The organism is Ornithinimicrobium sp. F0845 (genome assembly GCF_023015765.1).
Classification (GTDB): Bacteria; Actinomycetota; Actinomycetes; order Actinomycetales; family Dermatophilaceae; genus Ornithinicoccus.
In genome coordinates this window covers 1,325-26,578 of the sequence record NZ_JALKAL010000016.1, presented here as the reverse complement: position 1 = coordinate 26,578, position 25,254 = coordinate 1,325, and the positions used below count along the sequence as shown (strand labels likewise).

At 68.8% G+C, this 25,254-nt stretch carries 20 protein-coding genes, 2 rRNA genes and 1 riboswitch (1 of these 23 running past the window's edge); of the genes, 11 read left to right on the top strand and 11 right to left on the bottom strand.

From position 1 onward, the window contains the following. The first annotated feature begins 40 nt into the window (after positions 1-40). The 4 genes from poxB to MWU75_RS17535 all read left to right on the top strand — a co-directional run bounded on the left by poxB (position 41) and on the right by MWU75_RS17535 (position 5,273). Complete coding sequence (gene poxB, locus MWU75_RS17550; RefSeq protein ID WP_247093363.1) at positions 41-1,765, top strand: ubiquinone-dependent pyruvate dehydrogenase; 1,725 nt, start codon at positions 41-43, stop codon at positions 1,763-1,765. A gap of 128 nt (positions 1,766-1,893) precedes the next feature. Further along, the gene (locus tag MWU75_RS17545; RefSeq protein ID WP_247093361.1) at positions 1,894-2,520 is read left to right on the top strand and encodes a hypothetical protein; all 627 of its coding nucleotides are present in this window, start codon (positions 1,894-1,896) and stop codon (positions 2,518-2,520) included. Between the two features lie 343 nt (positions 2,521-2,863). Beyond that, a riboswitch (SAM riboswitch) is annotated at positions 2,864-2,983 on the top strand. A gap of 83 nt (positions 2,984-3,066) precedes the next feature. After that, entirely contained in the window at positions 3,067-4,308 is a 1,242-nt protein-coding gene (gene metB, locus MWU75_RS17540) for a cystathionine gamma-synthase (RefSeq protein ID WP_247093359.1), read from the top strand. 20 nt (positions 4,309-4,328) lie between these two features. Continuing rightward, the gene (locus MWU75_RS17535; RefSeq protein WP_247093357.1) at positions 4,329-5,273 is read left to right on the top strand and encodes a 5,10-methylenetetrahydrofolate reductase; all 945 of its coding nucleotides are present in this window, start codon (positions 4,329-4,331) and stop codon (positions 5,271-5,273) included. A 60-nt stretch (positions 5,274-5,333) separates the two neighbouring features. Here the strand turns inward: MWU75_RS17535 and MWU75_RS17530 are convergent, their stop codons facing one another. Next, on the bottom strand, positions 5,334-5,594 hold the full coding sequence (locus MWU75_RS17530; RefSeq protein ID WP_247093355.1) for a hypothetical protein: 261 nt from the start codon (positions 5,592-5,594) through the stop codon (positions 5,334-5,336). 4 nt (positions 5,595-5,598) lie between these two features. Further along, positions 5,599-5,862, bottom strand: a complete 264-nt coding sequence (locus MWU75_RS17525) for a hypothetical protein (RefSeq protein ID WP_247093353.1) — start codon at positions 5,860-5,862, stop codon at positions 5,599-5,601. A 76-nt stretch (positions 5,863-5,938) separates the two neighbouring features. On the opposite strand from MWU75_RS17525, the gene MWU75_RS17520 reads away from it, so the two are divergent. The 3 genes from MWU75_RS17520 (at position 5,939) to MWU75_RS17510 (ending at position 9,038) form a co-directional block, all read left to right on the top strand. Then, entirely contained in the window at positions 5,939-6,340 is a 402-nt protein-coding gene (locus tag MWU75_RS17520) for an SRPBCC family protein (RefSeq protein WP_247093351.1), read from the top strand. A 39-nt stretch (positions 6,341-6,379) separates the two neighbouring features. Next, positions 6,380-7,402: a DUF1731 domain-containing protein gene (locus tag MWU75_RS17515; protein ID WP_247093350.1), complete on the top strand. Its 1,023-nt coding sequence runs from the start codon at positions 6,380-6,382 to the stop codon at positions 7,400-7,402. 124 nt (positions 7,403-7,526) lie between these two features. Then, positions 7,527-9,038, top strand: coding sequence for a lipase maturation factor family protein (locus tag MWU75_RS17510; RefSeq protein ID WP_247093348.1), 1,512 nt, complete (start codon positions 7,527-7,529; stop codon positions 9,036-9,038). 7 nt (positions 9,039-9,045) lie between these two features. On the opposite strand, the gene MWU75_RS17505 is transcribed toward MWU75_RS17510, so the two are convergent. After that, a complete protein-coding gene (locus MWU75_RS17505) occupies positions 9,046-9,528 on the bottom strand; it encodes an SRPBCC family protein (RefSeq protein ID WP_247093471.1) in 483 nt (160 codons plus the stop codon). Between the two features lie 117 nt (positions 9,529-9,645). Between MWU75_RS17505 and MWU75_RS20420 the strand changes: the two genes are divergently transcribed. Further along, complete coding sequence (locus MWU75_RS20420) at positions 9,646-10,437, top strand: tetratricopeptide repeat protein (protein WP_247093346.1); 792 nt, start codon at positions 9,646-9,648, stop codon at positions 10,435-10,437. A 60-nt stretch (positions 10,438-10,497) separates the two neighbouring features. On the opposite strand, the gene MWU75_RS17495 is transcribed toward MWU75_RS20420, so the two are convergent. Continuing rightward, positions 10,498-11,022, bottom strand: a complete 525-nt coding sequence (locus tag MWU75_RS17495) for a YbhB/YbcL family Raf kinase inhibitor-like protein (protein WP_247093344.1) — start codon at positions 11,020-11,022, stop codon at positions 10,498-10,500. Between the two features lie 62 nt (positions 11,023-11,084). On the opposite strand from MWU75_RS17495, the gene MWU75_RS20415 reads away from it, so the two are divergent. Next, positions 11,085-11,834, top strand: coding sequence for a GNAT family N-acetyltransferase (locus tag MWU75_RS20415; RefSeq protein WP_247093342.1), 750 nt, complete (start codon positions 11,085-11,087; stop codon positions 11,832-11,834). A gap of 75 nt (positions 11,835-11,909) precedes the next feature. Here the strand turns inward: MWU75_RS20415 and MWU75_RS17485 are convergent, their stop codons facing one another. From MWU75_RS17485 to MWU75_RS17475, 3 genes are all read right to left on the bottom strand, one after another. After that, a complete protein-coding gene (locus MWU75_RS17485; RefSeq protein WP_247093341.1) occupies positions 11,910-12,884 on the bottom strand; it encodes an endonuclease/exonuclease/phosphatase family protein in 975 nt (324 codons plus the stop codon). Beyond that, positions 12,881-13,312 carry an HIT family protein gene (locus tag MWU75_RS17480; protein WP_247093339.1) on the bottom strand — a complete coding sequence of 144 codons (432 nt, stop codon included), beginning with the start codon at positions 13,310-13,312 and terminating at the stop codon, positions 12,881-12,883. The genes MWU75_RS17485 and MWU75_RS17480 overlap by 4 nt, the downstream gene beginning before the upstream one ends. Positions 13,313-13,396: 84 nt before the next feature. After that, positions 13,397-15,493, bottom strand: a complete 2,097-nt coding sequence (locus tag MWU75_RS17475; RefSeq protein ID WP_247093469.1) for a S9 family peptidase — start codon at positions 15,491-15,493, stop codon at positions 13,397-13,399. Between the two features lie 249 nt (positions 15,494-15,742). Here MWU75_RS17475 and MWU75_RS17470 point away from each other — a divergent pair, with 249 nt between their 5' ends. Next, positions 15,743-17,146, top strand: coding sequence for a DUF1214 domain-containing protein (locus MWU75_RS17470; RefSeq protein ID WP_247093337.1), 1,404 nt, complete (start codon positions 15,743-15,745; stop codon positions 17,144-17,146). A 4-nt stretch (positions 17,147-17,150) separates the two neighbouring features. On the opposite strand, the gene MWU75_RS17465 is transcribed toward MWU75_RS17470, so the two are convergent. Continuing rightward, positions 17,151-18,098, bottom strand: a complete 948-nt coding sequence (locus tag MWU75_RS17465) for a DUF808 domain-containing protein (RefSeq protein WP_247093335.1) — start codon at positions 18,096-18,098, stop codon at positions 17,151-17,153. A 140-nt stretch (positions 18,099-18,238) separates the two neighbouring features. Between MWU75_RS17465 and MWU75_RS17460 the strand changes: the two genes are divergently transcribed. Continuing rightward, positions 18,239-18,991, top strand: coding sequence for an alpha/beta hydrolase (locus MWU75_RS17460; protein WP_247093333.1), 753 nt, complete (start codon positions 18,239-18,241; stop codon positions 18,989-18,991). Between the two features lie 50 nt (positions 18,992-19,041). Here MWU75_RS17460 and dnaE read toward each other — a convergent pair whose 3' ends face one another. From dnaE to MWU75_RS17445, 3 genes are all read right to left on the bottom strand, one after another. Beyond that, on the bottom strand, positions 19,042-22,611 hold the full coding sequence (dnaE, locus tag MWU75_RS17455; protein ID WP_247093331.1) for a DNA polymerase III subunit alpha: 3,570 nt from the start codon (positions 22,609-22,611) through the stop codon (positions 19,042-19,044). A 422-nt stretch (positions 22,612-23,033) separates the two neighbouring features. Beyond that, positions 23,034-23,150, bottom strand: a 5S ribosomal RNA gene (gene rrf / locus MWU75_RS17450). A gap of 126 nt (positions 23,151-23,276) precedes the next feature. Further along, a 23S ribosomal RNA gene (locus MWU75_RS17445) occupies positions 23,277-25,254 on the bottom strand (its annotated part continues 1,324 nt past the right edge of the window); the annotation flags it as partial.

The following is a 25,254-nucleotide window of genomic DNA, read 5'->3' as shown; positions in this document are numbered from 1 at the left end:
AGCGTCGGGGGAGGCAGCCCCTAGTCCCCCGGAGGTCGCAGTGCCCACCATCGCCGAGAACATGGTCGCCCAGCTCGTCGCCAACGGCGTTCGTCGCGTCTACGGCATCTCCGGAGACTCGCTCAACGGGTTCACCGACGCCATGCGAGCCGACGGCACGATGCGTTGGGTCCACGTCCGCCACGAGGAGGGTGCCGCCTTCGCCGCAGCCGCGGACGCCGAGCTCACGGGAGATCTCGCCGTCTGCGTGGGCAGCTGCGGGCCGGGCAACCTGCACCTGATCAACGGTCTCTTCGACGCCAACCGCAACCGGGTGCCGGTGCTCGCGATCGCCGCACAGATCCCCAGCAACGAGATCGGCAGCGGCTACTTCCAGGAGACCCACCCCCAGCACCTCTTCTCCGAGTGCAGCGTCTATGCCGAACTGGTCGCCCACCCCTCGCAGATGCCGCGGGTGATGGAGATCGCGATGCGCAACGCCATCGAGAAGCGTGGCGTCGCGGTCGTCGTGATCCCCGGTGACGTCGCGCTGCAGCAGCTCGAGGACGACAGGGTCACCGTCATCCCCCGGGCCAGGCCGACGGTGGTGCCGGCCGACGACGAGCTCCGGGCCGCGGCAGAGCTGCTCAACGGCGGCGACCGCGTCACCATCCTGGCCGGCGCCGGCGTCGAGGGGGCGCACGACGAGGTGGTCGAGCTGGCCGACCTGCTCGGTGCGCCGATCGTCCACGCCCTGCGCGGCAAGCAGTTCATCGAGCACGACAATCCCTTCGACGTCGGCATGACCGGCCTGCTCGGCTTCGCCTCCGGCTACCGGGCGATGATGGACAGCGACGTGCTGCTGATGCTGGGCACCGACTTCCCCTACCAGCAGTTCTTTCCCCGGCAGGCCAAGATCGTGCAGGTCGACCTGCGGGGCGAGCAGCTTGGCCGCCGGGTGCCCCTCGACCTCGGCCTGGTGGGCGACGTGGGCGACACTGTCCGCGCGCTGGCGCCGATGGTGCAGCGCAAGAAGAAGCGCCGTCACCTGCAGGACTCGCTCAAGCACTACCGCAAGACCCGCGAGAAGCTGGACGACCTGGCGACCCCCAGCCGACGGGGGCGCCCCATCCACCCGCAGTATGTCGCGAGGCTGGTGGACGAGTACGCCTCACCGGACGCAGTGTTCATCCCCGATGTCGGGTCGCCGGTGGTCTATGCCGCGCGGTACCTGACCAGCGGCGGTGGTCGCCGGATCATCGGCTCCTTCATCCACGGCAGCATGGCCAACGCCGTGCCCCACGCGGTCGGCGCCCAGTCGGCATACCCGGACAGGCAGGTCGTCACCCTCTCCGGGGACGGTGGCCTCACCATGATGCTCGGGGAGCTGCTCACGCTCACCCAGAACAACCTGCCGGTGAAGATCGTCGTGCTGAACAACTCCTCCCTCAACTTCGTCGAGCTGGAGATGAAGGCCGCCGGGTTCGTCAACTACGCCACCGACCTGGAGAACCCGGACCTGGCCGGGGTGGCCAACGCCCTGGGCATCAAGGGCGTCCGGGTCGAGCGGTCGAAGGACCTGCCGGAGGCCGTGCGCGAGATCCTGGCACACGACGGCCCGGCCCTTCTCGACGTCGTGACCGAGCGCGAGGAGCTCACCATCCCGCCGTCGATCAAGGCCGAGCAGGTCAAGGGCTTCACCCTGTATGCCGTCAAGACAGTGTTCTCCGGCCGCGGCGACGAGCTGCTCGACCTGGCGCGCGCCAACTTCCGTCAGCTGTTCTGAGGTCGGCGGTCTCGTCGACGCGCAACGCCTGCTGCCGATGGTGCAGCAGGACCGGTCATGCAGGAGTGTCGGTCGTGCAGGAGTGTCGGTCGTGCAGGAGTGTCGGTGCGGTCTGGCACAGTGCACCTGTGCCCCTGTCCCCCGCCGGAGAGTCCCCCGCCGAGGAGTCCCCTGCAGGCGAGTCCCCCGCCGGAGAGCCCCCTGCCGGAGAGCCCCCGGCCGGAGAGTCCCACGCCGAGGAGTCCTTCCCCGACGAGCCAACCCCGGTCGACGCCGTCCCGGACCCACGCCTCGTCGTGGCCCGACCTGACGCGGCCCACGCGGCGATCGCGCGCGCGACGGCCCGGGAGGTGGCGGTCCACGAGGCCTACGACCGTGCCCGCAACGTGCTCCGCGCCCGTGAGCGCCGCCGTGCTCTGACTCCGCTGGCCCGGGAGCGCTTCAGCACCCCGGGGACGCTGGACGCCTACGCCGCGCGGTCGATGCCGTCCTGGGCGTGGGGCGTCCCGCTGTCGCGGCGGGGGCACCTGCTGGCTGTCATCAGTCCCACCGCGAGCGCGATCACCCCGCAGATCAAGACCGCGCTGGGGCCGACCGTCATCGTGGTCGCCTCGTGGGACGAGCAGGAGCGGATCAGGGCGGTCACCGAGTCACGGCAGCGCTTCGACCTGCTGTCGGTGCGGGTGCCCGAGCCGACCCACGAGGAGATCGTGGACTTCGCCCGGCGCCACCCGGTCGCCAGCACTTGGTTCTAACACCGGACCGTCCGCCCGGTGCGAGGAGACCCCCGGCCTCTCCCGTGTCGCGCGTTCCCGCGTGGCACGTTCCGCTGTGTGGCATATGTTCCCGCGTGTGGCTTTTGACCCTCCAGAGGGGTCAGATCCCACACAGTGGCACATTCTCCACACGGTGGCACGTTCCCCACACGGTCGGCCCGTGTCACAGCCCGGGCGCTCGGCGAGCACGCGGACGGGGTACTCGCACAGCCCGCCCGGTCCAGGGCAGAGAACGCCGCGCCGCAGATCCTGCAGATTTCGACACGCTTCCGGGGGCCAGCCCTTGGCGTTCTTCGCCGAGTGAGGTAGGTTGGCGAACGAATTTCCATCACGACCGGCAGAGGGACAGGCCCGATGAAGCCGGGGCAGCCTTCCGTGGAGCAATCTGCGGAAAAGGTGCCAAATCCTGCGGACTCCCCCCGGGAGGACCGGAAGATGGAACTCGTGGACGAGGCTCGCCCAGGAGTTGCAGCCGTTCCCGGTCAGCCGCAGGTCTGGCGGCCAGACACCTGGGAAAGGCACCTCATGACCGAGATCTCCGCCCTCACCCGCGGCCTGCGCACCGGCATCGACACCGACCCCGCACAGGGTGCGGTCGTGCCGCCGCTGTACCTGTCGAGCAACTTCAGCTTCGCCGGGTTCGGCGAGAAGAGGACCTACGACTACACCCGCAGCGGCAACCCGACACGCGACCTGCTCGCTGAGGCGCTGACGACGCTGGAGGGAGGTCACGGCGGCACGATCACCGCCACGGGCATGGCGGCCATCACCCTGTGCGTCTCGACGCTGCTGCGGCCCGGGGACACGATCCTGATCCCGCACGACTGCTATGGCGGCACGTGGCGGCTCTTCGACTCCCTGGCCGCCCGTGGTCATTTCGACTACCGGTGCATCGACTACTCCGACGCCGAGGCCCTCGACGCGGCACTCACCGGGCCGACCCCTCCCCGGGTGGTCTGGTTGGAGACACCGTCCAACCCGCTGCTGCGGATCACCGACCTGGAGGGCGTGACCCGGGCCGCCCACGCGGTCGGCGCCCTGGTCGTGGCCGACAACACCTTCCTCTCCCCCGTCCTGCAGCGGCCCTTCGAGTTCGGCGTCGACGCCGTCGTCCACTCCACCACCAAGTTCATCAACGGGCACAGCGACGTCGTGGGCGGTGCGGTGATCGCCGGGACAGCGGACCTGCACGACGAGTTCACCTACTGGGCCAACGTGCTGGGCATCACGGGCAGCCCGTTCGACTCCTACCTCACGCTCCGGGGACTACGGACCCTGCACACCCGGCTGCGCGCCCACCAGGAGAACGCCGAGGCCCTCGTCGAGGCTCTGGTCGGCCACCCGGCGGTCGAGCGGGTCAACTACCCGGGCCTGCCGGACCACCCCGGGCACGAGATCGCCGCCCGCCAGCAGGACGGCTTCGGCGCGATGCTGTCGGTCGAGCTGCGCGGCGGCGAGGACGCCGTCCGGGCCTTCGTCGACGGGCTTCGATGTTTCAGCCTGGCCGAGTCCCTGGGTGGCACCGAGAGCCTGATCGCCCACCCGGCCACGATGACCCACGCGTCCATGACCGCCGAGGCCAGGGAGGTCGCCGGCATCCGTGACGGGTTGCTGCGGATCTCGGTCGGCATCGAGGCCGCCGACGACCTGCGCCACGACATACTGGCCGCGCTGGACCGGGCCGCCGCGACCGCGACGGCCACCGTCGAGGCAACCGAGCCACGGACGCCCACCGTCGAGGCGACCCCCCGCGGCGCAGTAGCGTGAGTCCCGAAGGAGGAGCCCTCATGACCAGACCGGACACGGAGACCGCCGGGCTCGCCGCACGCCTGGCGGACCGGTCCCGCCCGCTCCGGCTGTTCAGTCTCACACCGCCGCGCGAGGCCACGCCCGCCGAGGACCTGGACCGGATCGCGGAGGTGACCGTCGAGCGGCTGCACGGTCTGGACCTGGACGCGCTGGTGCTCTACGACATCGAGGACGAGTCCGACCGCAACCCGGACGAGCGACCCTTCCCCTACGTCCGGTGCCTGGACCCTGCGGTCTTCCACGCCGGACACCTGCGCGCCTGGCAGCACCCGGTGATCATCTACCGCTCCGTCGGGAAGTACGAGCCCGCCGTGCTCAAGGAGTGGCTCAGCGACCAGGACCCGGCCCGCGTGGCGACGGTGCTGGTCGGCGCCTCCTCGAGCACCAAGACGGTGCGCACCCGGCTCTCCGAGGCCCAGTCGTTGTGGCAGGACGCCGGCGGGGTGCTGCCGCTCGGCAGCGTCGCGATCCCCGAGCGGCACGCCGTCCACGCCGACGAGCACGAGCGGATCCTGCGCAAGCAGCAGGTCGGGAGTTCCTTCTTCGTTACCCAGGTGATCTACGACCTTACCGCGGCCAAGGACATGGTCTCGGACTACGCCTATGCCTGCCGGGACCGCGGGGTTGAGCCGGCGCACACCGTGTTCACCCTGTCCGTGTGCGGCTCGCTGAGGACCCTGGAGTTCCTCCAGTGGCTCGGGGTGCACGTGCCCCGGTGGCTGCAGAACCAGCTGGCCCACGCGGAGGACCCGCTCACCGAGTCCTACGACCAGTGCCTGCGGACGGCGCGGGAGCTCGCCGCGTTCTGCCGGCACCTGGACGTGCCGTTCGGGTTCAACGTCGAGAGCGTGTCGATCCGCCGGGTCGAGATCGAGGCGTCTGTGCGGCTCGCGGCGGAGATCCGCGACCTGCTGGCCAGGTGATCGTGGCCGGGGAACCGGCGACTGAGCCGCACGTCGGGGAACCGGCGCGCGTGAGACGGACTACGGCTCGGTCGGGTCGTCCAGCCGGGGATCGGGCCGCACCAGCGCCATGACGCCGACGACCAGGTTGATCACGGCGAGCGCCAGGAGCAGCCAGTCGAGGATGCCGCGGTCGTCGCCGACCAGGCCGATCACGGCCAGGACGCCCAGCGCGACGCCGATGACGATGTAGAGCCACGCCTGCCGCTTGTTGTTCCTGGTCGCCCGGGCGCGGGCCGCGCCCTCCCGGCCGGAGAGGGGTTCGGGTTGCTCTTCGGTCATGACCTCAGTCCTTCGTCGCGAACGGGTCGATCTTGGGGTCGCCCTTGGTGAGGGCCACGATGCCCATGGAGGCGTTGGCGATGCCGAGCACCAGGAAGGCCCAGTCGAGCAGGTCGGCGTCGTCACCCAGCAGCCCGATGCCGCCGAGGATCAGGAAGAGGACGCCGAGCCCGATGTAGAGCCATCCGTTGCGCCGGTTGCCGGTCGGCTTCTTCTCGGGCGGGGGCAGCGGGATCTGCCCGGGCTGCTGGCGGTTGTCGAACGTCATGGCACCAGCCTCCCACGTCACGGACTCCGGACCGGCAGGTATAGGCGACGGCGGGTCGGCGTGGTTGGCTGGCCCCATGACCTGGCAGCGCACCTCCCGCCACTACCTCGCCGTCCCTGCGGACGAGCTGTGGGAGATCGTCGGTGACCCCAGGCGGTGGCCGATCTGGTCTGGTGCGATCCGCTCGTTCACCCTGGAGCCGGCCCTCCCCCACGAGTATGCCGATCCGCAGGTCTCCCGGACCGCTCAAGAGGTGCAGGTCCAGGGTCTCCCGGCGGTGGTCGGACAGCAGGGCCACTACCTGCCCAGCCGTGGGTGGGCCGCCGCGCTGCACGGCCGCACCGCCGGCCCGCTCCACATCACCGAGGTGGTGCCCGGTCGCTCACTCGGCTTCGAGCAGCCCGCACCCGGTGGCAGCGCCACCCGCGTCAGGTGGGAGCTGACCCCGCACGAGGACGGCGGGACCACGCTGGAGTAGCAGGTCACCGTCTCCGGCCCGGTCACCGCAGCCGTGGTGATGAGCGTCGCCGGCGACCTGGTGAGGGACTGGCCGCTGGCGATCACCCGGCTCTACCGGATGCTCCGCCCCGAGCCGGACCCGGCCCTGCTCAAGGTCGTCATCGCCGGTGGGTCGGGCACGCTGGGTCGCAGCCTCGCCGCCGACCTGAGCACGCGGGGTCACGAGGTCGTGCTGCTCACCCGGTCCATCGACCCGCAGCTGCCTCACCGCCAGGTCGCCTGGGACGGCGCCACGACCGGTCCGTGGGTCGAGGAGCTGGCCGCCGACCCGGCCCGCACCGCCGTGATCAATCTCGCCGGCCGGCTGGTGGACGCCCGCCCGACGGAGGCGAACATCACCGACCTGCGCGAGTCCCGGGTGCGGCCCACCCGCGCGCTGGTCGCGGCGAGCCAGGAGCTGGCCACCCCGCTCGCCCGCTGGGTCCAGGGGTCGACGACCGCGATCTGGTCCGACGCCGGGGAGGACCGGCTCACCGAGAACTCTCCCCTGCCGACCGGCGCGGACGCCCTCCCCCAGATGACCGGTGTGGCCCGGCCCTGGGAGGAGGCCGCCGAGGGCGCCAACACAGAGCACCTGACGGTCCTACGCACCAGCATCGTCCTGCAGACTGGGTCCCCCGCCTTCGACCGGCTCACCCAGCTCACCCTGGCCGGTCTCGGCGGTCGCGTCGGGTCGGGCGAGCAGTGGTTCAGCTGGATCCACATCGACGACTGGCTCGCCCTGGTCCGGGCCACGCTCGGACTGGAGGCGCAGGTGGACCTGCCGGACGGCATACTGATCGCGGCGGCACCCCAGCCCGTGCGCAACCGTGAGCTGATGGCTCTGCTGCGGGAGCACCTGCACCGCCCGGCCGCACCACCCACGCCGGCCCCGCTGGTCCGCGTCGGCAGCGTCGTCCTGCGCACCGACCCCGCGCTCGGACTCACCGGGCGCCACGCGACGTCGGCCCTGACGACCGAGGCCGGCTTCGAGTTCGCCCACCCGACCCTCGACGGGGCGCTGCGCGACCTGACCAGCTGACCCCAATTCTCGTAGTGGTTTTGTCGGTCCCCCACACATTTTCGTAGTGGTCTTGTCGGTCCCCACACATTTTTCGTAGTGGTTTTGTCGCCCGCCCCACCCTCGGAAGCGGGACCATGGAGTGATGGACGCCGTCGTCACGTGGGGCGCGGGGTGGTTCTGGGCCACCGACCACGAGCTGTCCCGGGTCGTCCTGCAGCGCGGCATCGCTGCCCTGTATGTCGTGGCGTTCGTCGCGGTGCTGCGCCAGTTCCGGCCGTTGCTGGGTGAGCGGGGACTGCTGCCGGTCCCGCGGTCCCTGGAGCGCGCCGGCGCACGGGCGGGCCCGACCCTCTTCCGCTGGCACTACTCCGACGCGCTGCTCGTCGTCGTGGGCGGGGTTGGCGTGCTGGTGGCGCTGTCGCTGGTGGTGGGGCTGCCGCAGCGCGGGCCGGCCTGGGTGCCGATGCTCGCGTTCGCGGTGCTCTACCTGCTCTATCTGTCGGTCGTGAACGTCGGGCAGGTGTTCTACGGCTTCGGCTGGGAGTCCCTGCTGCTCGAGGCCGGCTTTCTGGCGGCCTTCCTGGGCTCGGACCGGGTCCCGGTGCCCACGCTCGTGCTGCTCGCCTTCTGCTGGCTGGTGTTCCGCGTCGAGTTCGGTGCGGGACTGATCAAGATGCGGGGCGACCCGTGCTGGCGTGACCTCACCTGTCTGTACTACCACCACGAGACGCAGCCGATGCCCGGGCCGTTCTCCCCCTACTTCCATGCCCTGCCCAAGCCGCTGCACCGGGTCGAGGTGGGCGCCAACCACGTGGTCCAGCTGGGCGTGCCGTTCCTGCTCTTCGCGCCGCAGCCGGTGGCCACCTGGGCGGCGGCACTGGTCGTGATCACCCAGCTGTGGCTGGTCGTCTCGGGGAACTTCGCGTGGCTCAACTGGCTCACCCTGCTGCTCGCCTGCGCGGCCGTCTCGGACGACGTCCTGGCCGCCGTGCTGCCCTGGTCGCCGGGCGGTGCCGCTGCGGGCGAGGTGGGGGCGGGCGAGCTGCCCGCGGACCTGGCGACCGGTCCGGCCTGGTTCGCGGCAGCCGTCGTCGCGATGGCGGCCGTGGTTCTCGCGCTGTCCTACCGCCCGGCCAGGAACCTGCTGTCGCGGAGCCAGCAGATGAACGCCTCGTTCAACCGGTGGCACCTGGTCGGCGCCTACGGAGCGTTCGGGTCGATCACGCGGCGCCGCGACGAGGTGGTGGTCGAGGGCACTCTCGCCGACGACCCCGCAGACGAGGACGCCTGGCGGGAGTACGAGTTCAAGGGCAAGCCCGGACCCGTGCACCAGCGCCCGCGACAGTGGGCGCCCTACCACCTGCGGCTCGACTGGGGCATGTGGTTCCTGGCGCTGGGTTCCCCCGCCCAGCACGTCTGGTTCGAGCGCTTCCTGCGGCGGCTCCTCGAGGCCGATCCGGCCACCCTTCGCCTGCTGCACCGCGACCCGTTCGACGGGCAGCGGCCGCGCTGGGTCCGGGCAAGGGTGTTCCGCTACCGCTACGCGACCCGCGCCGAGCGACGCCGCGACCGCGTGTGGTGGGTCCGGGACGAGCGCGGGCTGCTCGTCGACCCGCGACGGATCGACGAGCAGCCCAGACAACGCGAGGGTTAGTCGCGGGTTAGTCGCGGGGGACATCACCGCGCCAGGAACCTGTCTCGATGCCGCGGGACTCGATGAACTCCTTGAACCGCTGGGCGTCGCCCTTGACCCGCCGGTCGTCGACGCCCACCGCGGCTCCGGCCTTCTCCACGAGGCCCTGCGGGTCCCAGTCCATCTGGATCGTCACCCGCGTCATGGCGTCCTCGAGCTTGTGGAAGGTCACGACGCCGGACTGCTCGACGTCACCGCCCACGGTCGTCCAGGCGATGCGCTCCTCGGGGTGCTGCTCGGTGATCTCGGTGTCGAACTCCCTGCTCACGCCGCCGGTCTCGACCTTCCAGTGGTTGCGGGTGTCGCCCAGCTGCGTCACGGACTCCACGCCCTCCATGAACTGCGGGAACGACTCGAACTGGGTCCACTGGTCGTAGGCCGTCCTGATCGGGACGTTGACGTCGACGGACTCGGTGACCTGGCTCCTCGCATACCTCCATGTGGGGGAAATGACTTGCCTGGCCAGTCAAACCCGGGCGTCGTGGTCACGCACGCCCAAGGGCCACCCCCGCCGAGAGGCCCGACAAACGCGCTGGTCCCGGCCGGTGGCGGGGTGTTGACTGGTGCCGTGATCGACCCCGCGGACCTCCGCGCGCTCTGGGACTTCTCCGACCCCGCGGGGTCCGAGCGCCGGTTCCGCGAGCGACGGGCCGCGTCGGCCGAGCCGCAGAAGGCGGCGGTGCTCACCACGCAGGTCGCCAGGGCGCTGGGTCTGCAGGGGCAGTATGTCGAGGCGCACGCCGAGCTGGACCAGCTCACCCCCGCGGATGGCGAGGTGGCAGTGCGGGTCGCCCTCGAGCGCGGGCGGCTGCTGCGCGACACGGGCCAGGCGGATGCTGCCGCCGACTGCTTCACCAGGGCCAAGGAGTCAGCAGAGGCCGGCGGCCACCACGGGCTGGGCATCGACGCGCTCCACATGCTGGCGCTGCTCCCGGACGACCCGGCCGAGCAGGAGCGACGCACCCGGGAAGCACTGGCCCTGGCCCGGGCCAGCAGCGACCCGGAGGTCAGGCGCTGGGTCGCTCCCCTGCTCAACAACCTGGGGATGACCCTGCACGACACGGGCGACCTGGTCGCGGCGCTGGAGGCGTTCGAGGAGGCGGTGCGGGTGCGCACTGCCCAGGGGGACGCGCCCGAGACTGCGGTCGCCCGCTGGATGGTCGGCTGGACCCTGCGGCTGCTGGGCCGGACCGACGAGGCACTCGCGATCCAGCAGGCCCTCGCGCACGAGAACGAGGAGGCCGACCGACCGGACCCCTACGTGCACGACGAGCTGGCCCTGCTCCACGCCGAGCGGGGCGAGCCCGATCTCGCCGCCCGGCACGACCGCGAGGCTGCCCGTCTCAGACCGGAGGGTTGACGCCCGACCGGCGCCACGTCATACGACCTCCTGACCGGCCCGATCGGGCGGACTCCCGGCTCAGTGCTGGTAGGTGCCGTGGATGATCGCGCGGCCGAGGGTCTTGAAGGCCAGGTTGAAGGAGACGACCGCCGGCGAGACGTCCGGAGTGACGCCGAGGGACTCCTCGCTGACCGCGTGCACCACGAAGTAGTAGCGGTGCACCTGGTCACCCTCCGGCGGGGCGGCGCCCCCGAAGCCCGCGTCACCGCCGTCGTTGCGCACGTGGAAGGCGCTGCCCGGCAGTTGGCCGGCCGCCGCCCCGGTGTCCAGCGAGGTCACCTCGGCCGGCAGGTCGACCAGCACCCAGTGCCAGTAGCCCGATGGGGTCGGCGCGTCCGGGTCGAAGCAGGTCACGACGAAGGACTTGGTGCCCTCGGGAACGTCGGACCAGCTCAGCTGTGGTGAGGTGTTGTTGCCCAGGGCGGCCACCTGGTCGTCCTTCAGCGGCTGGCCGTCGGTGACGTCGGTGCTGGTGACCGTGAATGCCGGCACCACAGGGAGCAGGTCGTAGGGGTTGGGCGTGACGGGACGATCAAGACTCATGCCTGCGAGGCTATCGAGAGTCGGCTGCCCCGGCCACGCGGGAGGACGTTACCCTCACTCCCGTGAGATCCAGCACCGAGCAGACCATCCGGCACGCGTGGGCACAGCTGCTCGGCACGGAGGGGAGCCCGCTGCAGGGGCTTGCTGAGGGTGGCGAGCGGCTGGTGCGGGTGCAGGAGGCGGCCGACACCGTCTCGTTCGTGCGGCTCTTCGGCCAGGGTGTCCTCAGCGGACCGCAGTGGGCGCTGGACCGCGCGGCCGACCACACCGACGACGAGCTCGCGCTGCTCCCGGTCCTCATGGGCCTGGCCTCCGACCACGACGCCCGACCGCTCGGGGCCGCCGAGCTGTCCTACACCGATGCCCCCGTCGAGCACGCCGACCTGCCCACGACCCAGGATGAGGACGCCGTCGCGGCCCTGGAGGCCGCCTGCTCGCGCGAGGACGTCGACGAGGTCAGCCTGGGCAGTATGTCGCACCGCTGGGTGATCCTCGACCGTCGCGCTGGGGAGGCGGAGCCTTCAGAAGGCAAGGAGCCGTCGGGCGCAGATCCGGCGAGCGGTGAACCGCTCGCCGGTGCCGGCTACGTCGTGTGGGCGGACCGTCTCGCGCATATGGGCGTGCTCACCAGCCCGCACGCGCGCGGCCGTGGCTACGGCGTCCTGGCCGCGGCCGTCGGCACCAACGCCGCCCTCACTGCGGGTCTCGTCCCCCAGTGGCGGGCGCGCTGGGACAACGAGGCCTCCAAACGCGTGGCCCAGGTGCTCGACTACGAGCTGGTCGGGACCCAGACGACGGTGTTCATCTCCTGACCAATTCTTGGGGAAGTTCGGTACACCTTTCGCGCACTTTTGGGGAGATTCGGTACGCCCTGAGGCGGTACGTCTTCAGCCGGTGACGCGGAACTCCAGCCACAGCGGGTAGTGGTCGCTGATCCGCCAGGACATCTGCTGGCGGGTCAGCCCGGAGTCGGTCAGCACGTGCGGGACGAAGTCGACGTTGCCACCGACCTGGTCGAAGTCGAGGCCTTCCAGCCGGGACACCGTCGTGCCGTCGGCCAGGGTGGGGGTGAACCAGGAGATCTGGTCGTAGAAGTGCCGGTCGGCGTCGTTGTCGAAGATCGTGCGGTGCACGCCGTGCAGGACGGCTGGCGGATAGAGCCCGGTGGCGAAGAACGCCTGCCACAGCGGGTCCTCGTAGCGGTCGATGTTGAAGTCGCCGAGCACCAGCAGGTTGCGGTTCCAGTCCTTGGGTCGATCGGCCCAGGTGCGCATCCACTCCGCGAAGGCGGTCAGCTCCGGAAGTCGGTCCTCGGGCCGCTTGCCCCACAGCACGTGCACGGTCGTGAGGATGAACTCCACGCCGTTGCGAACGAAGCCTGCCGCGTAGGGCGTGCGGGCGAACTGCTTCACGTCCCCCTCGGCCTCCGGTGGCAGCACGATCTCCCCGACCAGTCCGGAGGGCTGCACCCGGGTCGCGTCGTAGATGTAGGCGAGCCGCTCGTCGTTGCCCTTGTCACCCTCGGTCACGTCCGAGGCGATCACCCGGAAGTCCTCCCCCAGCAGGGACAGCAGCGCGAACAGTGCGCTCGTGTCACGCCGTGTCTCCTGGACCGCGGTCACGTCGAAGCGCAGGATCACCTCGGCGATCGCCGCCATCGAGTGCCAGTCCCGCTTCGGGCTGTCGTCGTCGCCCGCGGTCCACTTGTCGGTGAAGCCGCCGAGGTGGCGGATGTTCCACGTGCCGATCAGCAGGTTGTCCTCGGTCCGCGGCACCAGCTGGGCATCCAGCGCGGCCCGCAGACCAGCCAGGTCGGCGGCGACGGCGTCCGGCATCGGCGACGGCGGGTGGATGTCGCTCACGAGTCCCCTCCCGCGGTGAGAGCGGCCCGCAACCGGTCGGCATACTCGCTCATCTCGCCGTCGGCATATCTGCTGCGCGGCCAGAAGAACCCGCGCAGGCCGTCGCCCTTGGTGCGGGGGACAACGTGCACGTGCAGGTGGGGCACCGACTGGCTCACCGTGTTGTTCATCGCCACGAACGACCCGGTGCACCCGAGCGCGACCCGCACCGTCGCGGCCATCAGGCGGGCGGCGGCGAACACCGGCTCCAGCAGCTCGTCGGGCAGGTCCGTCAGCGTCTCGAGGTGCTCGCGCGGCACCACCAGCAGGTGGCCCTTGAAGACGGGCCGCCGGTCCAGGAACGCGAGGACCTCAGGGCTGTCGAGCACGACCTCCGCGGGCTCCTCGCCGCGGACGATCGCGCAGAACTGGCAGGCACGCTCCGGCACCCGCCCAGCATCCCAGAAACGGGCGGTTGCGGGTATGCGGAACTCCGGCGCCCAGCGATCAGCTGGGGGGCACCGTCCAGATCCTCAGCCCCTGGCCGCACCCAGCTGGTCCACCACGAAGGCGATCTCGAAGGCGGTCTCCCGCCACGCGTCATACCGCCCCGTCTTGCCGCCGTGACCGGCGACCATCTCGGTCTTGAGCAGGATCGGCCGCGACACCGGGTCACTGGTGACCGTCTCCCGCAGCCGGGCGACCCACTTGGCAGGCTCGACGTAGAAGACGCGGGTGTCGTTGAGACCGGTGGTCGCCAGGATCGCCGGGTAGTCCACCGAGCGGATGTTCTCGTAGGGCGCGTAGGTCCGCATGTAGGCGTAGACCTCGGGGTCCTCCAACGGGTTGCCCCACTCCTCCCACTCCCCCACCGTCAACGGCAGCGAGGGGTCCAGGATCGTGGTCAGCGCGTCGACGAACGGCACGGCGGCGTGCACCACGCGGAACGTCTCCGGGGCCAGGTTGAGCACGGCGCCCATCAGGAGCCCGCCGGCCGAGCCGCCCTCGGCCGCGAGCCGGTCCGGCGCGACCCATCCCGAGCTGACCAGCTCCTCGGCGCAGGCGATGAAGTCGGTGAAGGTGTTCTTCTTGTGCTCCATCCGGCCGTCCTCGTACCACCCGCGGCCCATCTCCCCGCCGCCGCGGACGTGTGCGATGGCGTAGACCACGCCGCGGTCCAGGTAGGACAGCCGCGGCACCGAGAAGTACGGGTCGATCGAGATCTCGTAGGAGCCGTAGCCGTAGAGCAGCCCGGGCGCCGTCCCGTCCGCGACGACGTCCTTGCGGACGACCAGGGAGATCGGCACCCGCGTGCCGTCCGCGGCCGTGGCCCACAGGCGGTGCTGCACGTAGTCGTCGGGGTCGTAGCCGCCCAGCACCGGCTGCCGCTTGAGCAGCGTGAGCTCACCGGAGGCGAGGTCCAGGTCGTAGACCGAGCGAGGGGTCACCAGGGACTCGATCACCACCTGCAGGGTCCTGGTGGAGTATGACGGGTTGTTGCCGCTGTCGATGCTGTAGACCACCTCGTCGACCGGGACCTGGTAACCCTCGCCCACGCCGGTCTCGCTCGTCGCCTCCAGCGGCAGGACCCGCACCTGGGTCAGCCCCTCGCTGCGCAGGGCGACGGCCAGGTGGGACTCGAAGGCGTCCACCCCGACGATGCGCTGGCCGTCCTGGCCCGGGATGACCGTGCTCCACTCCTGGGAGGAGTTCGCGCCCAGCGGCGCGCGGGCGAGCTCGGAGTCGCGGTGGTGCTTGTTGTGCACGATCCAGAGGGTGTCGCCGGCGAGCTCCACGGCATACTCCACGCCCTCCTCGCGGGGGGCGACGACCCGGAACTCCCCCAGCGGGTCCGCCGTGGGGAGCAGGCGGTACTCGGTGGTGTTCTTGGTGCCCAGCCCGATGAGCACGTGGCTCTCGTCACGGGAGGTGTCCAGGCCCATCCAGAACCGCTCGTCGTCCTCCTGGAAGACCAGCGCGTCCTGCCCACCGCCCTCGGTGAGCGCGTGACGCCACACCTGGAAGGGGCGCCAGGCGTCGTCGACCCGGGTGTAGAACAGGTGGCTCGCGTCGGCCGACCACGCCAGGCCGTAGCCGACGCCGGTGATGCCCGGCTCGGTGACCTCGCCGGTCGCCAGGTCCTTGACCCGGACGGTGAACCGCTCGTCGCCGCTGGTGTCCACCGAGTAGGCCAGCGTCATGCCGTCCTGGCTGATCTCGAACGCACCGAACGCCAGGAAGGACTCCCCCTCCGCCTCGGCGTTGCCGTCCAGCAGGATCTGCTCATGCGCAGGCGCACCGTCGGCAACCAGCTCGGGCCGCTCGGGGCTGTCGCTGACGGCGATCCGGGCGTGGATGGCGTACTGCTGGCCCTCGACGGTGCGCGTGTAGTACCACCAAGCGCCGTGGCGCACCGGCACCGACAGGTCCGTCTCCTGGGTGCGGGTCTTGATCTCGGTGAAGACCGCCTCGGTGACCCCGGCCAGGTGACCGGTCATCGCCTCGGTGTAGGCGTTCTCGGCCTCCAGGTGCGCGATGACCTGCGGGTTGGTCTTGTCGCGCAGCCACTCGTAGGGGTCGCTGACGGTGTCACCGTGGTGCACGCGCAGGTGCTCGACCTTGGCGGCCACCGGGGCGCTCGGGTGCTCGGGCGTGGACGTGTCGGCGGGTGCTTCGGCGGGGGCTGCTGCGGGCGCGCCGGACGCGGGCGTGCGGAGGTTCTCGGTCACTGCACGAGGCTATCTGCTCCCGACCGCCCACTCCCAACCAGTTTCCGTGGCGCCCCGGCCAGCCCGGCGCCACCGCCCGTGCCCGGCAGATTCACCCGTTCCGGACGGGGTCCGGGAGGTTCCCGGTTCCTAGGCTGCGGAGGAACTCTGGTGACGACGAAGGAGGACGGCATGGCTCAGCAGCGGATGACGACGGCCTATGCGGCGCAGGTCGCACGAACGGCGTACCTGTGGGGGTGGCCGCTGATGAACATCCACAACCGACGGGTGTTCATGGAGCAGCTTCCGGGGCCAGGTCTGCTGGTGGGGATCGTGCCGGCCGGGCCGCCGAACCACGTCGGGATGCTGCATGACTACATCCGCCCGGAGGAGCGGATCGTCGCCTGCCCCAACCAGGACGTGGCGTACGGCTTCGGACCGCTCGACGCCGCTGGCGGCCCGGCGGTGGTGCAGGTTCCCGACTTCGGCGACCGGTTCTGGGTCTACCAGTGTGTCAACCAGCGCACCGACTCCTTCGTCGAGCTCGGCAAGATGTACGGCACGACGCCGGGCCACTACCTTCTGGCGCCGGAGTCGTGGGACGGCGAGGTGCCGGACGGCATCGCCGGGGTGTTCCGGTACGACACGCGGTGCGGGACGGTGATCCCCCGGGTGTTCCTCGATGACACGGCGCAGGACCGCGAGGCGATCCTGCCGATCGTCAACCAGATCAGCGTGTACCCGTTGGCCGACTACGACGGCACGATGAAGATCATCGACTGGAGCAACGCCCCGAGTTTTGGCGACTCCGACGCCGCCTCCGGGCAGGACGCCACCTCCGGGCAAGACGCCGCCTCGGGGCAAGAGGAGACCCAGTGGGTGGATCCGGAGACCTTCTTCGACTCCTTCGGGGAGATCCTCGACGAGGTGCCGCCGTTGCCGGGCGAGGAGGCCATGTATGACTGGTTCCGAGGCCTGATGGCTGCCGCAGCAGAGGACCCCGCCATCGCCGCAGCCTGCCGGGAGGCAGCCCTGGACGCCGAGGTGACCGCGAAGGAGCTGTTCGAGTTCCGCCACTACGGTCTCCCCGTATCTGACAACTGGACGACGCAGGGCAACGGTGCCCGGTTCGGCACCGACTACCTGATGCGTCTGGCCGTGGGGAAGTCGAACATCTTCGTCAACACCCCGGAGGAGACCACCTACTTCTACCAGGACCTCGACATGAACGGTGACCGGCTGGACGGGTCGAAGACCTACTCCCTGCACTTTGCGGCCGACCAGCTGCCGCCCGTGCGGGGGTTCTGGTCGTTGACGCTCTACAACAGGCACCACTTCTTCCACCCGAACGACCTCGACCGCTACTCGTTGGGGACCAAGAACAAGAACCTCACCTACGGCGATGACGGGTCACTGACCATCACCGTCGGCGGTGACGCACCCACCACGGAGGCTGCGCACTCGAACTGGATCCCGGCCCCACCTGAGGAGTTCTCGGTCTACCTGCGTGCCTACTGGCCCGACCAGAGCATCCTCGAGGGCACGTGGACACCGCCTGCCGTCCGCCCGGTCTGAGGACTCAGTGGACGGGGTCCTTCCGGCCGAACGGCAGCAGGTGCATCACGGCGACGAGGACAGCACCCCACAGCAGGCCCAGGACCGCTGAGAAGAAGGTGTTGGTCAGCCAGGACAGCGCACCGCCGATCGCCGGGATCCACCCGCCGACGACCACCTCGAGGTGGTGCACCCAGTCATAGATCGGGGAGAACCCGAGGTCGTTCATGCCGACCAGGATGATGTGACCACCGACCCACAGCATGGCGACGATGCCGACGGTCGACAGCACGCTGAGCACGATCGGCATGGCCTTGACCAGGCCCGTCCCGAGCCTGGTGCTGAACTCGCTCTCGTTCTGCGCCAGCCGCAGACCGATGTCGTCCATCTTGATGATGAGCGCGACCGCGCCGTAGACGAGGGCCGTGATGCCCAGCGCGACCACGATCAGGATGATGAGGCGGCTCACGAACGGCTCGTCGGCCACCTCGTTCAGCGCGATGACCATGATCTCGGCGGACAGGATGAAGTCGGTGGTGATGGCGCCGCGCACCATCTTGTCCTCCTGCTCCGGCCCCTGCTCGACGGCTGGGACGTCGGCCTTCTCCTTGTGGTGTCCGGCGATCAGCTCATAGACCTTCTCGGCGCCCTCGAAGCACAGATAGGAGCCGCCGAGCATCAGGATGGGTGTCAGCGACCACGAGGCGAACTGACTGAGCAGCATAATGGCCGGGAGGATGAACAGCAGCTTGTTGCGGATCGAGCCGATCGCGATCTTCTTGATGATCGGCAGCTCGCGCGCGGCCTTGGCGCCGGTGACGTAGCGCGGCGTGACGGCCGCGTCGTCGATCACCACGCCGAGGGACTTGGCCCCTGCCCGGCTCGCCGCCGCGGCCACGTCGTCGACCGACGCAGCGGCCACGCGCGCGATCGCCGCGATGTCGTCCAGGAGGGCGACCAGCCCGCCCGCCATCAGCGCACCCCCGCCAGGTCGGCGGAGCGCAGGGTCATGGTCTCGGGCTCAGTCGTGGGCACAGGCTCAAGGTTAATGGCAACAACGCCCTCCCAGGGCGTGCGCCTGCCGATCGTGTGTCCGCCGCCTAGCCTGGGAACATGTCCGCCAGCACGCCCAGGCCGCGTCTCGTGCTCGTGCACGGCACGCGGATGGACCGTGCCGAGTGGCAGGCCTACCCCGAGCTGCTGCCCGAGGTCGAGGTCGTGGCGGTGGACCTCCCTGGGCACGGCGAGCGGGTCGAGGAGGAGTTCACGGCCGACGGTGCGGTCGCCGCCATCCGGGAGGCCGTGGACGCCCGGGCGCCGGGCCAGCGGGTGGTCCTGGCCGGGCACAGCCTGGGCGGTTATCTTGCCGTCCTGTATGCCGTGCGCCACCCGGGGACGTTGGGCGCCCTGGTCCTCATCGGGGCCAGCGCCGAGCCGACCGGTCCGTTCGCCGCGGTGTACCGCGGCTTCGCCGACCTGCTCCCTCGCGTGGGCGTGGAACGGATGGCCAGGGCCTCCAACGCGGTGATGCGTCGGCTCGGCGCCGACGAGGCCGTGCTGACCGGGCCCGAGGCCTACGCCGCGCTGCCCGCCGCGTGGCAGGTGGTCTTCGACGAGTGCCGGGCCGAGCTGCTGGGCGACGTGGACTGCCCGGTCTACCTGGTCAACGGGCAGCTCGACCAGATGCGCGTCCACGTGGCCCGCTTCGCGGCGGCCGCCGAGGAGTCGCACATCGTGACCGTGCCACGTGCCACGCACCTGCTGCCGGTGACCCACGGCGAACAGGTCGCCGAGGTCCTGCGCGAGGCACTGCATACTGCCGATGCCCGCTCACCCCACCACAGGCCGCCACAAGTGCGCCCGTGACCCCGAGGTCACCGGCGGACGGCCAGATCGACCCGGTCACCCGGCATACCTCAGCTGCCGACGGCAGCCGGCCCGAGCAGCGCCTTGATGTCGCCGAAGAACTCCGGCGAGGCCGTCACGCGCAGCGTCGGGTCGAGCCGCAGGAGCACCTGGCGGCCCGGCTGGGTGAGCTTGACGTGCACCTCCGTGGACCCGGGGTGGTTGGCGAGCACGCTGCGCAGGTTCTGCGCCAGCCCGTCGGTGGCCCGGGTCAGGGGCAGGGTCAGCAGCACGGGACCGCGCGGGCCCTCCTTGATCTCCGGCAGGGTCAGCTCCTGAGCCAGGATCTCGGTGGTGTCCTCGCTGCGCTTGAACCTGCCGCGGATGACGCCCACCGTGTCCGGCGCGAGCATGGTCGAGACCGTCATGTAGGACTTGGGGAAGAACACGCACTCGATAGACCCGACCAGGTCCTCGAGCATGACGCGGGCATACGGGTCGCCGTTCTTGGTCCGCTTCAGCTGCACCGAGGTCATCAGGCCGGCGACCGTCACGAACTCCCCGTCCTGCGGCCCGTCCTCGCTGACGATGGCCCCGATCGTCGCCGAGGCGTTGGCGGTCAGGATGTGCTCGATCCCGTTGAGCGGGTGGTCTGAGACATAGAGCCCGAGATACTCCCGCTCGAAGGCGAGCTTGATGTGCTTCTCCCACTCAATGTCCGGCACCGGCGGGAGGGTGACGATCTGCACGTCGGCCTCCTCGCCGCCGAAGCCCCCGAAGAGACTGTCCTGTCCGATCGCCTCCTGCTTCTTCTCCTCGGCGAGGGCGTCGACATAGCGCTCGTGCACCGTGGCCAGGCCCTGTCGGGGGTGCTTGAGGTCGTCGAAGGCCCCGCCCTTGATGAGTGACTCGATGGTGCGCTTCTGGCAGACCACGGCCGGGCACTTGCGCAGGAAGTCCTCGAAGGAGGTGAACTTGCCCTTCTCGTCACGGGTCCGCACGATCGCGTCGACCACGTTGGCGCCGACGTTGCGGATGGCCGCCAGGCCGAAGCGGATGTCCTTGCCGACGGCGGCGAAGTTGGCGATCGACTCGTTGACGTCCGGAGGCAGCACCGCGATGCCCATCCGGCGGCACTCGTTGAGGTAGAGCGCGGTCTTGTCCTTGTCGTCCCGCACGCTGGTCAGCAGGGCTGCCATGTACTCGGCGGGGTAGTTGGCCTTGAGGTAGGCCGTCCAGTAGGAGATCACGCCGTAGGCCGCGGTGTGCGCCTTGTTGAACGCATAGTCCGAGAACGGCACCAGCACGCCCCAGAGTGCCGCCACGGACGCCTCGTTGTAGCCGTTGGCCTTCATACCCTCGGAGAAGGGGATGTACTCGGCGTCGAGGACCTCCTTCTTCTTCTTGCCCATCGCTCGGCGCAGCAGGTCCGCGTTGCCCAGCGTGTAGCCCGCGAGCTTCTGGGCGATCTCCATGACCTGCTCCTGGTAAATACAGAGCCCGTGTGTCGTGCCGAGGATCGGCTCGAGGGCCTCGACCATCTCGGGCTGCAGCTTGCCCTTCAGCTGCGGGTCGAGGGGGACGACCTCCTGCTTGCCGTTCTTGCGCAGCGCGAAGTTGGTGTGGGCGTTGACCCCCATCGGGCCGGGGCGGTAGAGCGCCAGGGCCGCAGAGATGTCCTCGAAGTTGTCCGGCTGCATCAGGCGCAGCAGCTGGCGCATGCCCGAACCGTCCAGCTGGAAGACGCCGAGGGTGTCCCCGCGTCCCAGCAGCTCGTAGGCGTTCTTGTCGGTCATGTCCTTGGACAGCGCGTCCAGGTCGATGTCCTGACCGCGGTTGAGCTTCACGTTGGCGATGGCGTCGTCGAGGATCGTCAGGTTGCGCAGGCCCAGGAAGTCCATCTTGACCAGGCCGAGCTGCTCGCAGGTCGGGTAGTCGAACTGCGTGATGACCTGACCGTCCTGCTCGCGGCGCATGATCGGGATGACGTCGAGCAACGGCTCGCTCGACATGATGACGCCGGCGGCGTGAACGCCCCACTGGCGCTTCAGACCCTCGAGGCCGGTCGCCGTCTCGAAGACCTGGGCTGCCTCGGGGTCGTTCTGGAGGAGCTCGCGGAACTCGCCGGCCTCCCCGTGGCGGGGGTGCTCGGGGTCGTGGATGCCCGACAACGGGATGTCCTTGCCCATCACGGCCGGGGGCATCGCCTTGGTGAGCCGCTCCCCCATCGCGAACGGGAAGCCCATCACCCGCGCCGCGTCCTTGAGCGCCGCCTTGGCCTTCAGCGTGCCGTAGGTCGCGATCATCGCGACCCGGTCGTCGCCGTACTTCTCCGTCACGTAGTGGATGACCTCGGAGCGGCGACGGTCATCGAAGTCGACGTCGAAGTCGGGCATCGACATGCGCTCGGGGTTGAGGAACCGCTCGAAGATCAGGCCGTGCGGGATGGGGTCGAGGTCGGTGATCCCCATCGCGTAGGCGCACATCGACCCAGCACCGGACCCGCGCCCGGGACCGACCCGGATGCCCTGGTTCTTGGCCCAGTTGATGAAGTCGGCCACGACCAGGAAGTAGGAGGCGTAGCCCTTGCCGACGATGATGTCCGCTTCGTACTCAGCCTGCTTGCGCCGGTCATCGGGGATCCCTTCGGGGAACCGCCGGTGCAGGCCGGCCTCCACCTCCTTGATGAACCAGGAGACGTCGCTCTCACCCTCGGGCACCGGGAAGCGCGGCATGTAGCGCCCCTCCCCCTCGGTGAAGGACACGTCGCACCGCTCGGCGATCAGCAGGGTGTTGTCGCACGCCTCGGGCAGCTCGCGCCAGACCTCGCGCATCTCCTCGGCGGACTTCAGGTAGTAGCCGTCGCCGTCGAACTTGAACCGGGTCGGGTCGTTGAGCGTGGCGGCCGTCTGGATGCACAGCAGCGCACTGTGGCTCTGGGCGTCCTCGCGGCGGGTGTAGTGCAGGTCGTTGGTCGCCACGAGCGGCAGACCGACTTCCTTGGCCAGCCGGAGCAGGTCCTGACGCGTTCGGCGCTCGATGTCGATGCCGTGGTCCATCAGCTCCAAGAAGTAGTTGTCCTTGCCGAAGATGTCCTGCATGTCCGCGGCATACTGGCGCGCCTCGGCATACTGGCCGAACCGCAGCCTGGTCTGTACCTCCCCGGACGGGCAGCCGGTGGTGGCGATGAGCCCCTGGCCGTAGGTCTCGAGCAGCTCACGATCCATTCGCGGCTTGAAGTAGTAGCCCTCCAGCGACGCCAGGGACGCCATCCGGAAGAGGTTGTGCAGGCCGTTGTTGTTGCGGGCCCACATCGTCATGTGCGTGTAGGCACCGGAGCCCGAGACGTCGTCACGGCCGCCGTCGCCGTACTTGACGCGCGTGCGGTCCGTGCGGTGCGTGCCCGGCGTGACGTAGGCCTCGAGACCGATGATGGGCTTGACGCCGGCCTTCTGCCCTGCGCTCCAGAACTCGTGGGCGCCGAAGATGTAGCCGTGGTCCGTGGTCGCGATGGCGGGCATCCCCAGCTCGGCGGCACGCTCGAACATGTCGGTGATCCGCGCTGCACCGTCGAGCATGGAGTACTCGGTGTGGTTGTGCAGGTGGACGAAGTTGCCGGCGGAGCTGGGTGAGGTGGACATCGCGATGATTCTAGGTCGGCCCACCGACAGACCGGCACCGGCTCACCGGCAACCGCCTCGTTGCCTGCATCGTGCCTGGCAGGAGGCTTCGTGGGTGAGGGAGGTGCCTGGCGGAGGCGCGTGCTTGCGCGAGGGAGGTGCCTGGCAAGGAGGGGCGCGCCTGGCGGGAGTGCGTGCCCGCGCGGGTGGGCGTCTTCGAGCCCCCAAGCGTTCCTCAGGACGGTTGCCGTCGGCCCGAAGATGACGAGGGCGCTCGAAGACGAGGGGTGGGCGCGGCACGAGGGCCACAGCGGCGGTGACCAGCGGTCGCGGGGCCGGTCGTCACGGTGGCCCTGGCGCTGGAGGCAGAGGCATGACAAACGGACCCAGGGCATGCCAAAGGGCCCCTGACCGTGGTGGTCAGGGGCCCTTTGTGAATGTTTGTCCGGCGGTGTCCTACTCTCCCACACCGTCTCCAGTGCAGTACCATCGGCGCTGAGAGGCTTAGCTTCCGGGTTCGGTATGTGTCCGGGCGTTTCCCTCTCGCTATGGCCGCCGTAACTTTATGGAGATATCAACCACACCCGTGGTGGGTGTGGGGTCCACCCTCGTGGCCCCGGTGTGTGGGGTGGGGTGGTGTCCCGTTTGTATCTCGGGAGCTACACAGTGGACGCGTGTCATCTTTGTTGTTTAAGTTGTCGGCTTATTAGTACCGGTCAGCTCCACACATTGCTGTGCTTCCACATCCGGCCTATCAACCCAGTAGTCTAGCTGGGAGCCTTCTCACCCGTGGGTGATGGAAACCTTATCTTGGAGTGTGCTTCCCGCTTAGATGCTTTCAGCGGTTATCACGTCCGAACGTAGCTAATCAGCGGTGCCCTTGGCAGGACAACTGACACACCAGTGGTTCGTCCATCCCGGTCCTCTCGTACTAGGGACAGCTCTCCTCAAGTTTCCTACGCGCGCAGCGGATAGGGACCGAACTGTCTCACGACGTTCTAAACCCAGCTCGCGTACCGCTTTAATGGGCGAACAGCCCAACCCTTGGGACCGACTCCAGCCCCAGGATGCGACGAGCCGACATCGAGGTGCCAAACCATGCCGTCGATATGAGCTCTTGGGCAGGATCAGCCTGTTATCCCCGGGGTACCTTTTATCCGTTGAGCGACGGCGCTTCCACAAGCCACCGTCGGGTCACTAGTCCCCACTTTCGTGTCTGCTCGACATGTCTGTCTCACAGTCAAGCTCCCTTGTGCACTTACACTCGAAACCTGATTGCCAACCAGGCTGAGGGAACCTTTGGGCGCCTCCGTTACTCTTTAGGAGGCAACCGCCCCAGTTAAACTACCCACCAGGCAATGTCCCTGGTCCGGATCACGGACCGAGGTTAGATATCCAGAACGACCAGAGTGGTATTTCAACGTTGACTCCACGGACACTGGCGTGCCCGCTTCATAGTCTCCCACCTATCCTACACAAGCCGTACCGAACACCAATACCAAGCTATAGTAAAGGTCCCGGGGTCTTTCCGTCCTGCTGCGCGTAACGAGCATCTTTACTCGTAATGCAATTTCGCCGAGTTCGTGGTTGAGACAGTGGAGAAGTCGTTACGCCATTCGTGCAGGTCGGAACTTACCCGACAAGGAATTTCGCTACCTTAGGATGGTTATAGTTACCACCGCCGTTTACTGGCGCTTAAGTTCAGAGCTTCGCCTTACGGCTAACCCGTCCCCTTAACGTTCCAGCACCGGGCAGGCGTCAGTCCGTATACATCGTCTTGCGACTTCGCACGGACCTGTGTTTTTAGTAAACAGTCGCTTCTCCCTGGTCTCTGCGGCCGTCCCAGCTGACACCGCGTGGGTGTGTGACTGGTCGGGCCCCCCTTCTCCCGAAGTTACGGGGGCATTTTGCCGAATTCCTTAACCACGATTCACTCGATCGCCTTGGTATTCTCTACCTAACCACCTGAGTCGGTTTGGGGTACGGGCGGCTCGGACCTCGCTAGGAACTTTTCTAGGCAGCATNGAGCTTCGCCTTACGGCTAACCCGTCCCCTTAACGTTCCAGCACCGGGCAGGCGTCAGTCCGTATACATCGTCTTGCGACTTCGCACGGACCTGTGTTTTTAGTAAACAGTCGCTTCTCCCTGGTCTCTGCGGCCGTCCCAGCTTCCACACCGCGTGGGTGTATCACTGGTCGGGCCCCCCTTCTCCCGAAGTTACGGGGGCATTTTGCCGAATTCCTTAACCACGATTCACTCGATCGCCTTGGTATTCTCTACCTAACCACCTGAGTCGGTTTGGGGTACGGGCGGCTCGGACCTCGCTAGGAACTTTTCTAGGCAGCATAGGATCACCCTCTTCCCGCATACGCGGTCACTATCAAGCCTGGGGCACGTGGGGTGCGGACTTACCTACACCCCGCCTTACACTCTTAGACGTGGACAACCATCGCCACGCGGAGGCTACCTTCCTGCGTCCTTCCATCGCTTACCTACTACAGTCTCGGGTCACGCGTTCCACACACCCGACCACCACCACCCGAAGGCAGTAACGGTCATTGGGGTGCTTCAGGCGTTTAGCATCAACTGATTCGGTACTGGGCGGTCCTTCGCCGGTTCCGGAATATTAACCGGATGTCCATCGACTACGCCTGTCGGCCTCGC

What these genes read in the sequence shown, in the direction of transcription:
- metB (WP_247093359.1), top strand. Translation starts at nt 3,067, where the DNA reads ATGACCGAGATCTCCGCCCTCACCCGCGGCCTGCGCACCGGCATCGAC.
- MWU75_RS17535 (WP_247093357.1), top strand. Translation starts at nt 4,329, where the DNA reads ATGACCAGACCGGACACGGAGACCGCCGGGCTCGCCGCACGCCTGGCG.
- MWU75_RS17530 (WP_247093355.1), bottom strand. Translation starts at nt 5,594, where the DNA reads ATGACCGAAGAGCAACCCGAACCCCTCTCCGGCCGGGAGGGCGCGGCC.
- MWU75_RS17525 (WP_247093353.1), bottom strand. Translation starts at nt 5,862, where the DNA reads ATGACGTTCGACAACCGCCAGCAGCCCGGGCAGATCCCGCTGCCCCCG.
- MWU75_RS17520 (WP_247093351.1), top strand. Translation starts at nt 5,939, where the DNA reads ATGACCTGGCAGCGCACCTCCCGCCACTACCTCGCCGTCCCTGCGGAC.
- MWU75_RS17515 (WP_247093350.1), top strand. Translation starts at nt 6,380, where the DNA reads ATGAGCGTCGCCGGCGACCTGGTGAGGGACTGGCCGCTGGCGATCACC.
- MWU75_RS17510 (WP_247093348.1), top strand. Translation starts at nt 7,527, where the DNA reads ATGGACGCCGTCGTCACGTGGGGCGCGGGGTGGTTCTGGGCCACCGAC.
- MWU75_RS17495 (WP_247093344.1), bottom strand. Translation starts at nt 11,022, where the DNA reads ATGAGTCTTGATCGTCCCGTCACGCCCAACCCCTACGACCTGCTCCCT.
- MWU75_RS17465 (WP_247093335.1), bottom strand. Translation starts at nt 18,098, where the DNA reads ATGGCGGGCGGGCTGGTCGCCCTCCTGGACGACATCGCGGCGATCGCG.
- MWU75_RS17460 (WP_247093333.1), top strand. Translation starts at nt 18,239, where the DNA reads ATGTCCGCCAGCACGCCCAGGCCGCGTCTCGTGCTCGTGCACGGCACG.
- dnaE (WP_247093331.1), bottom strand. Translation starts at nt 22,611, where the DNA reads ATGTCCACCTCACCCAGCTCCGCCGGCAACTTCGTCCACCTGCACAAC.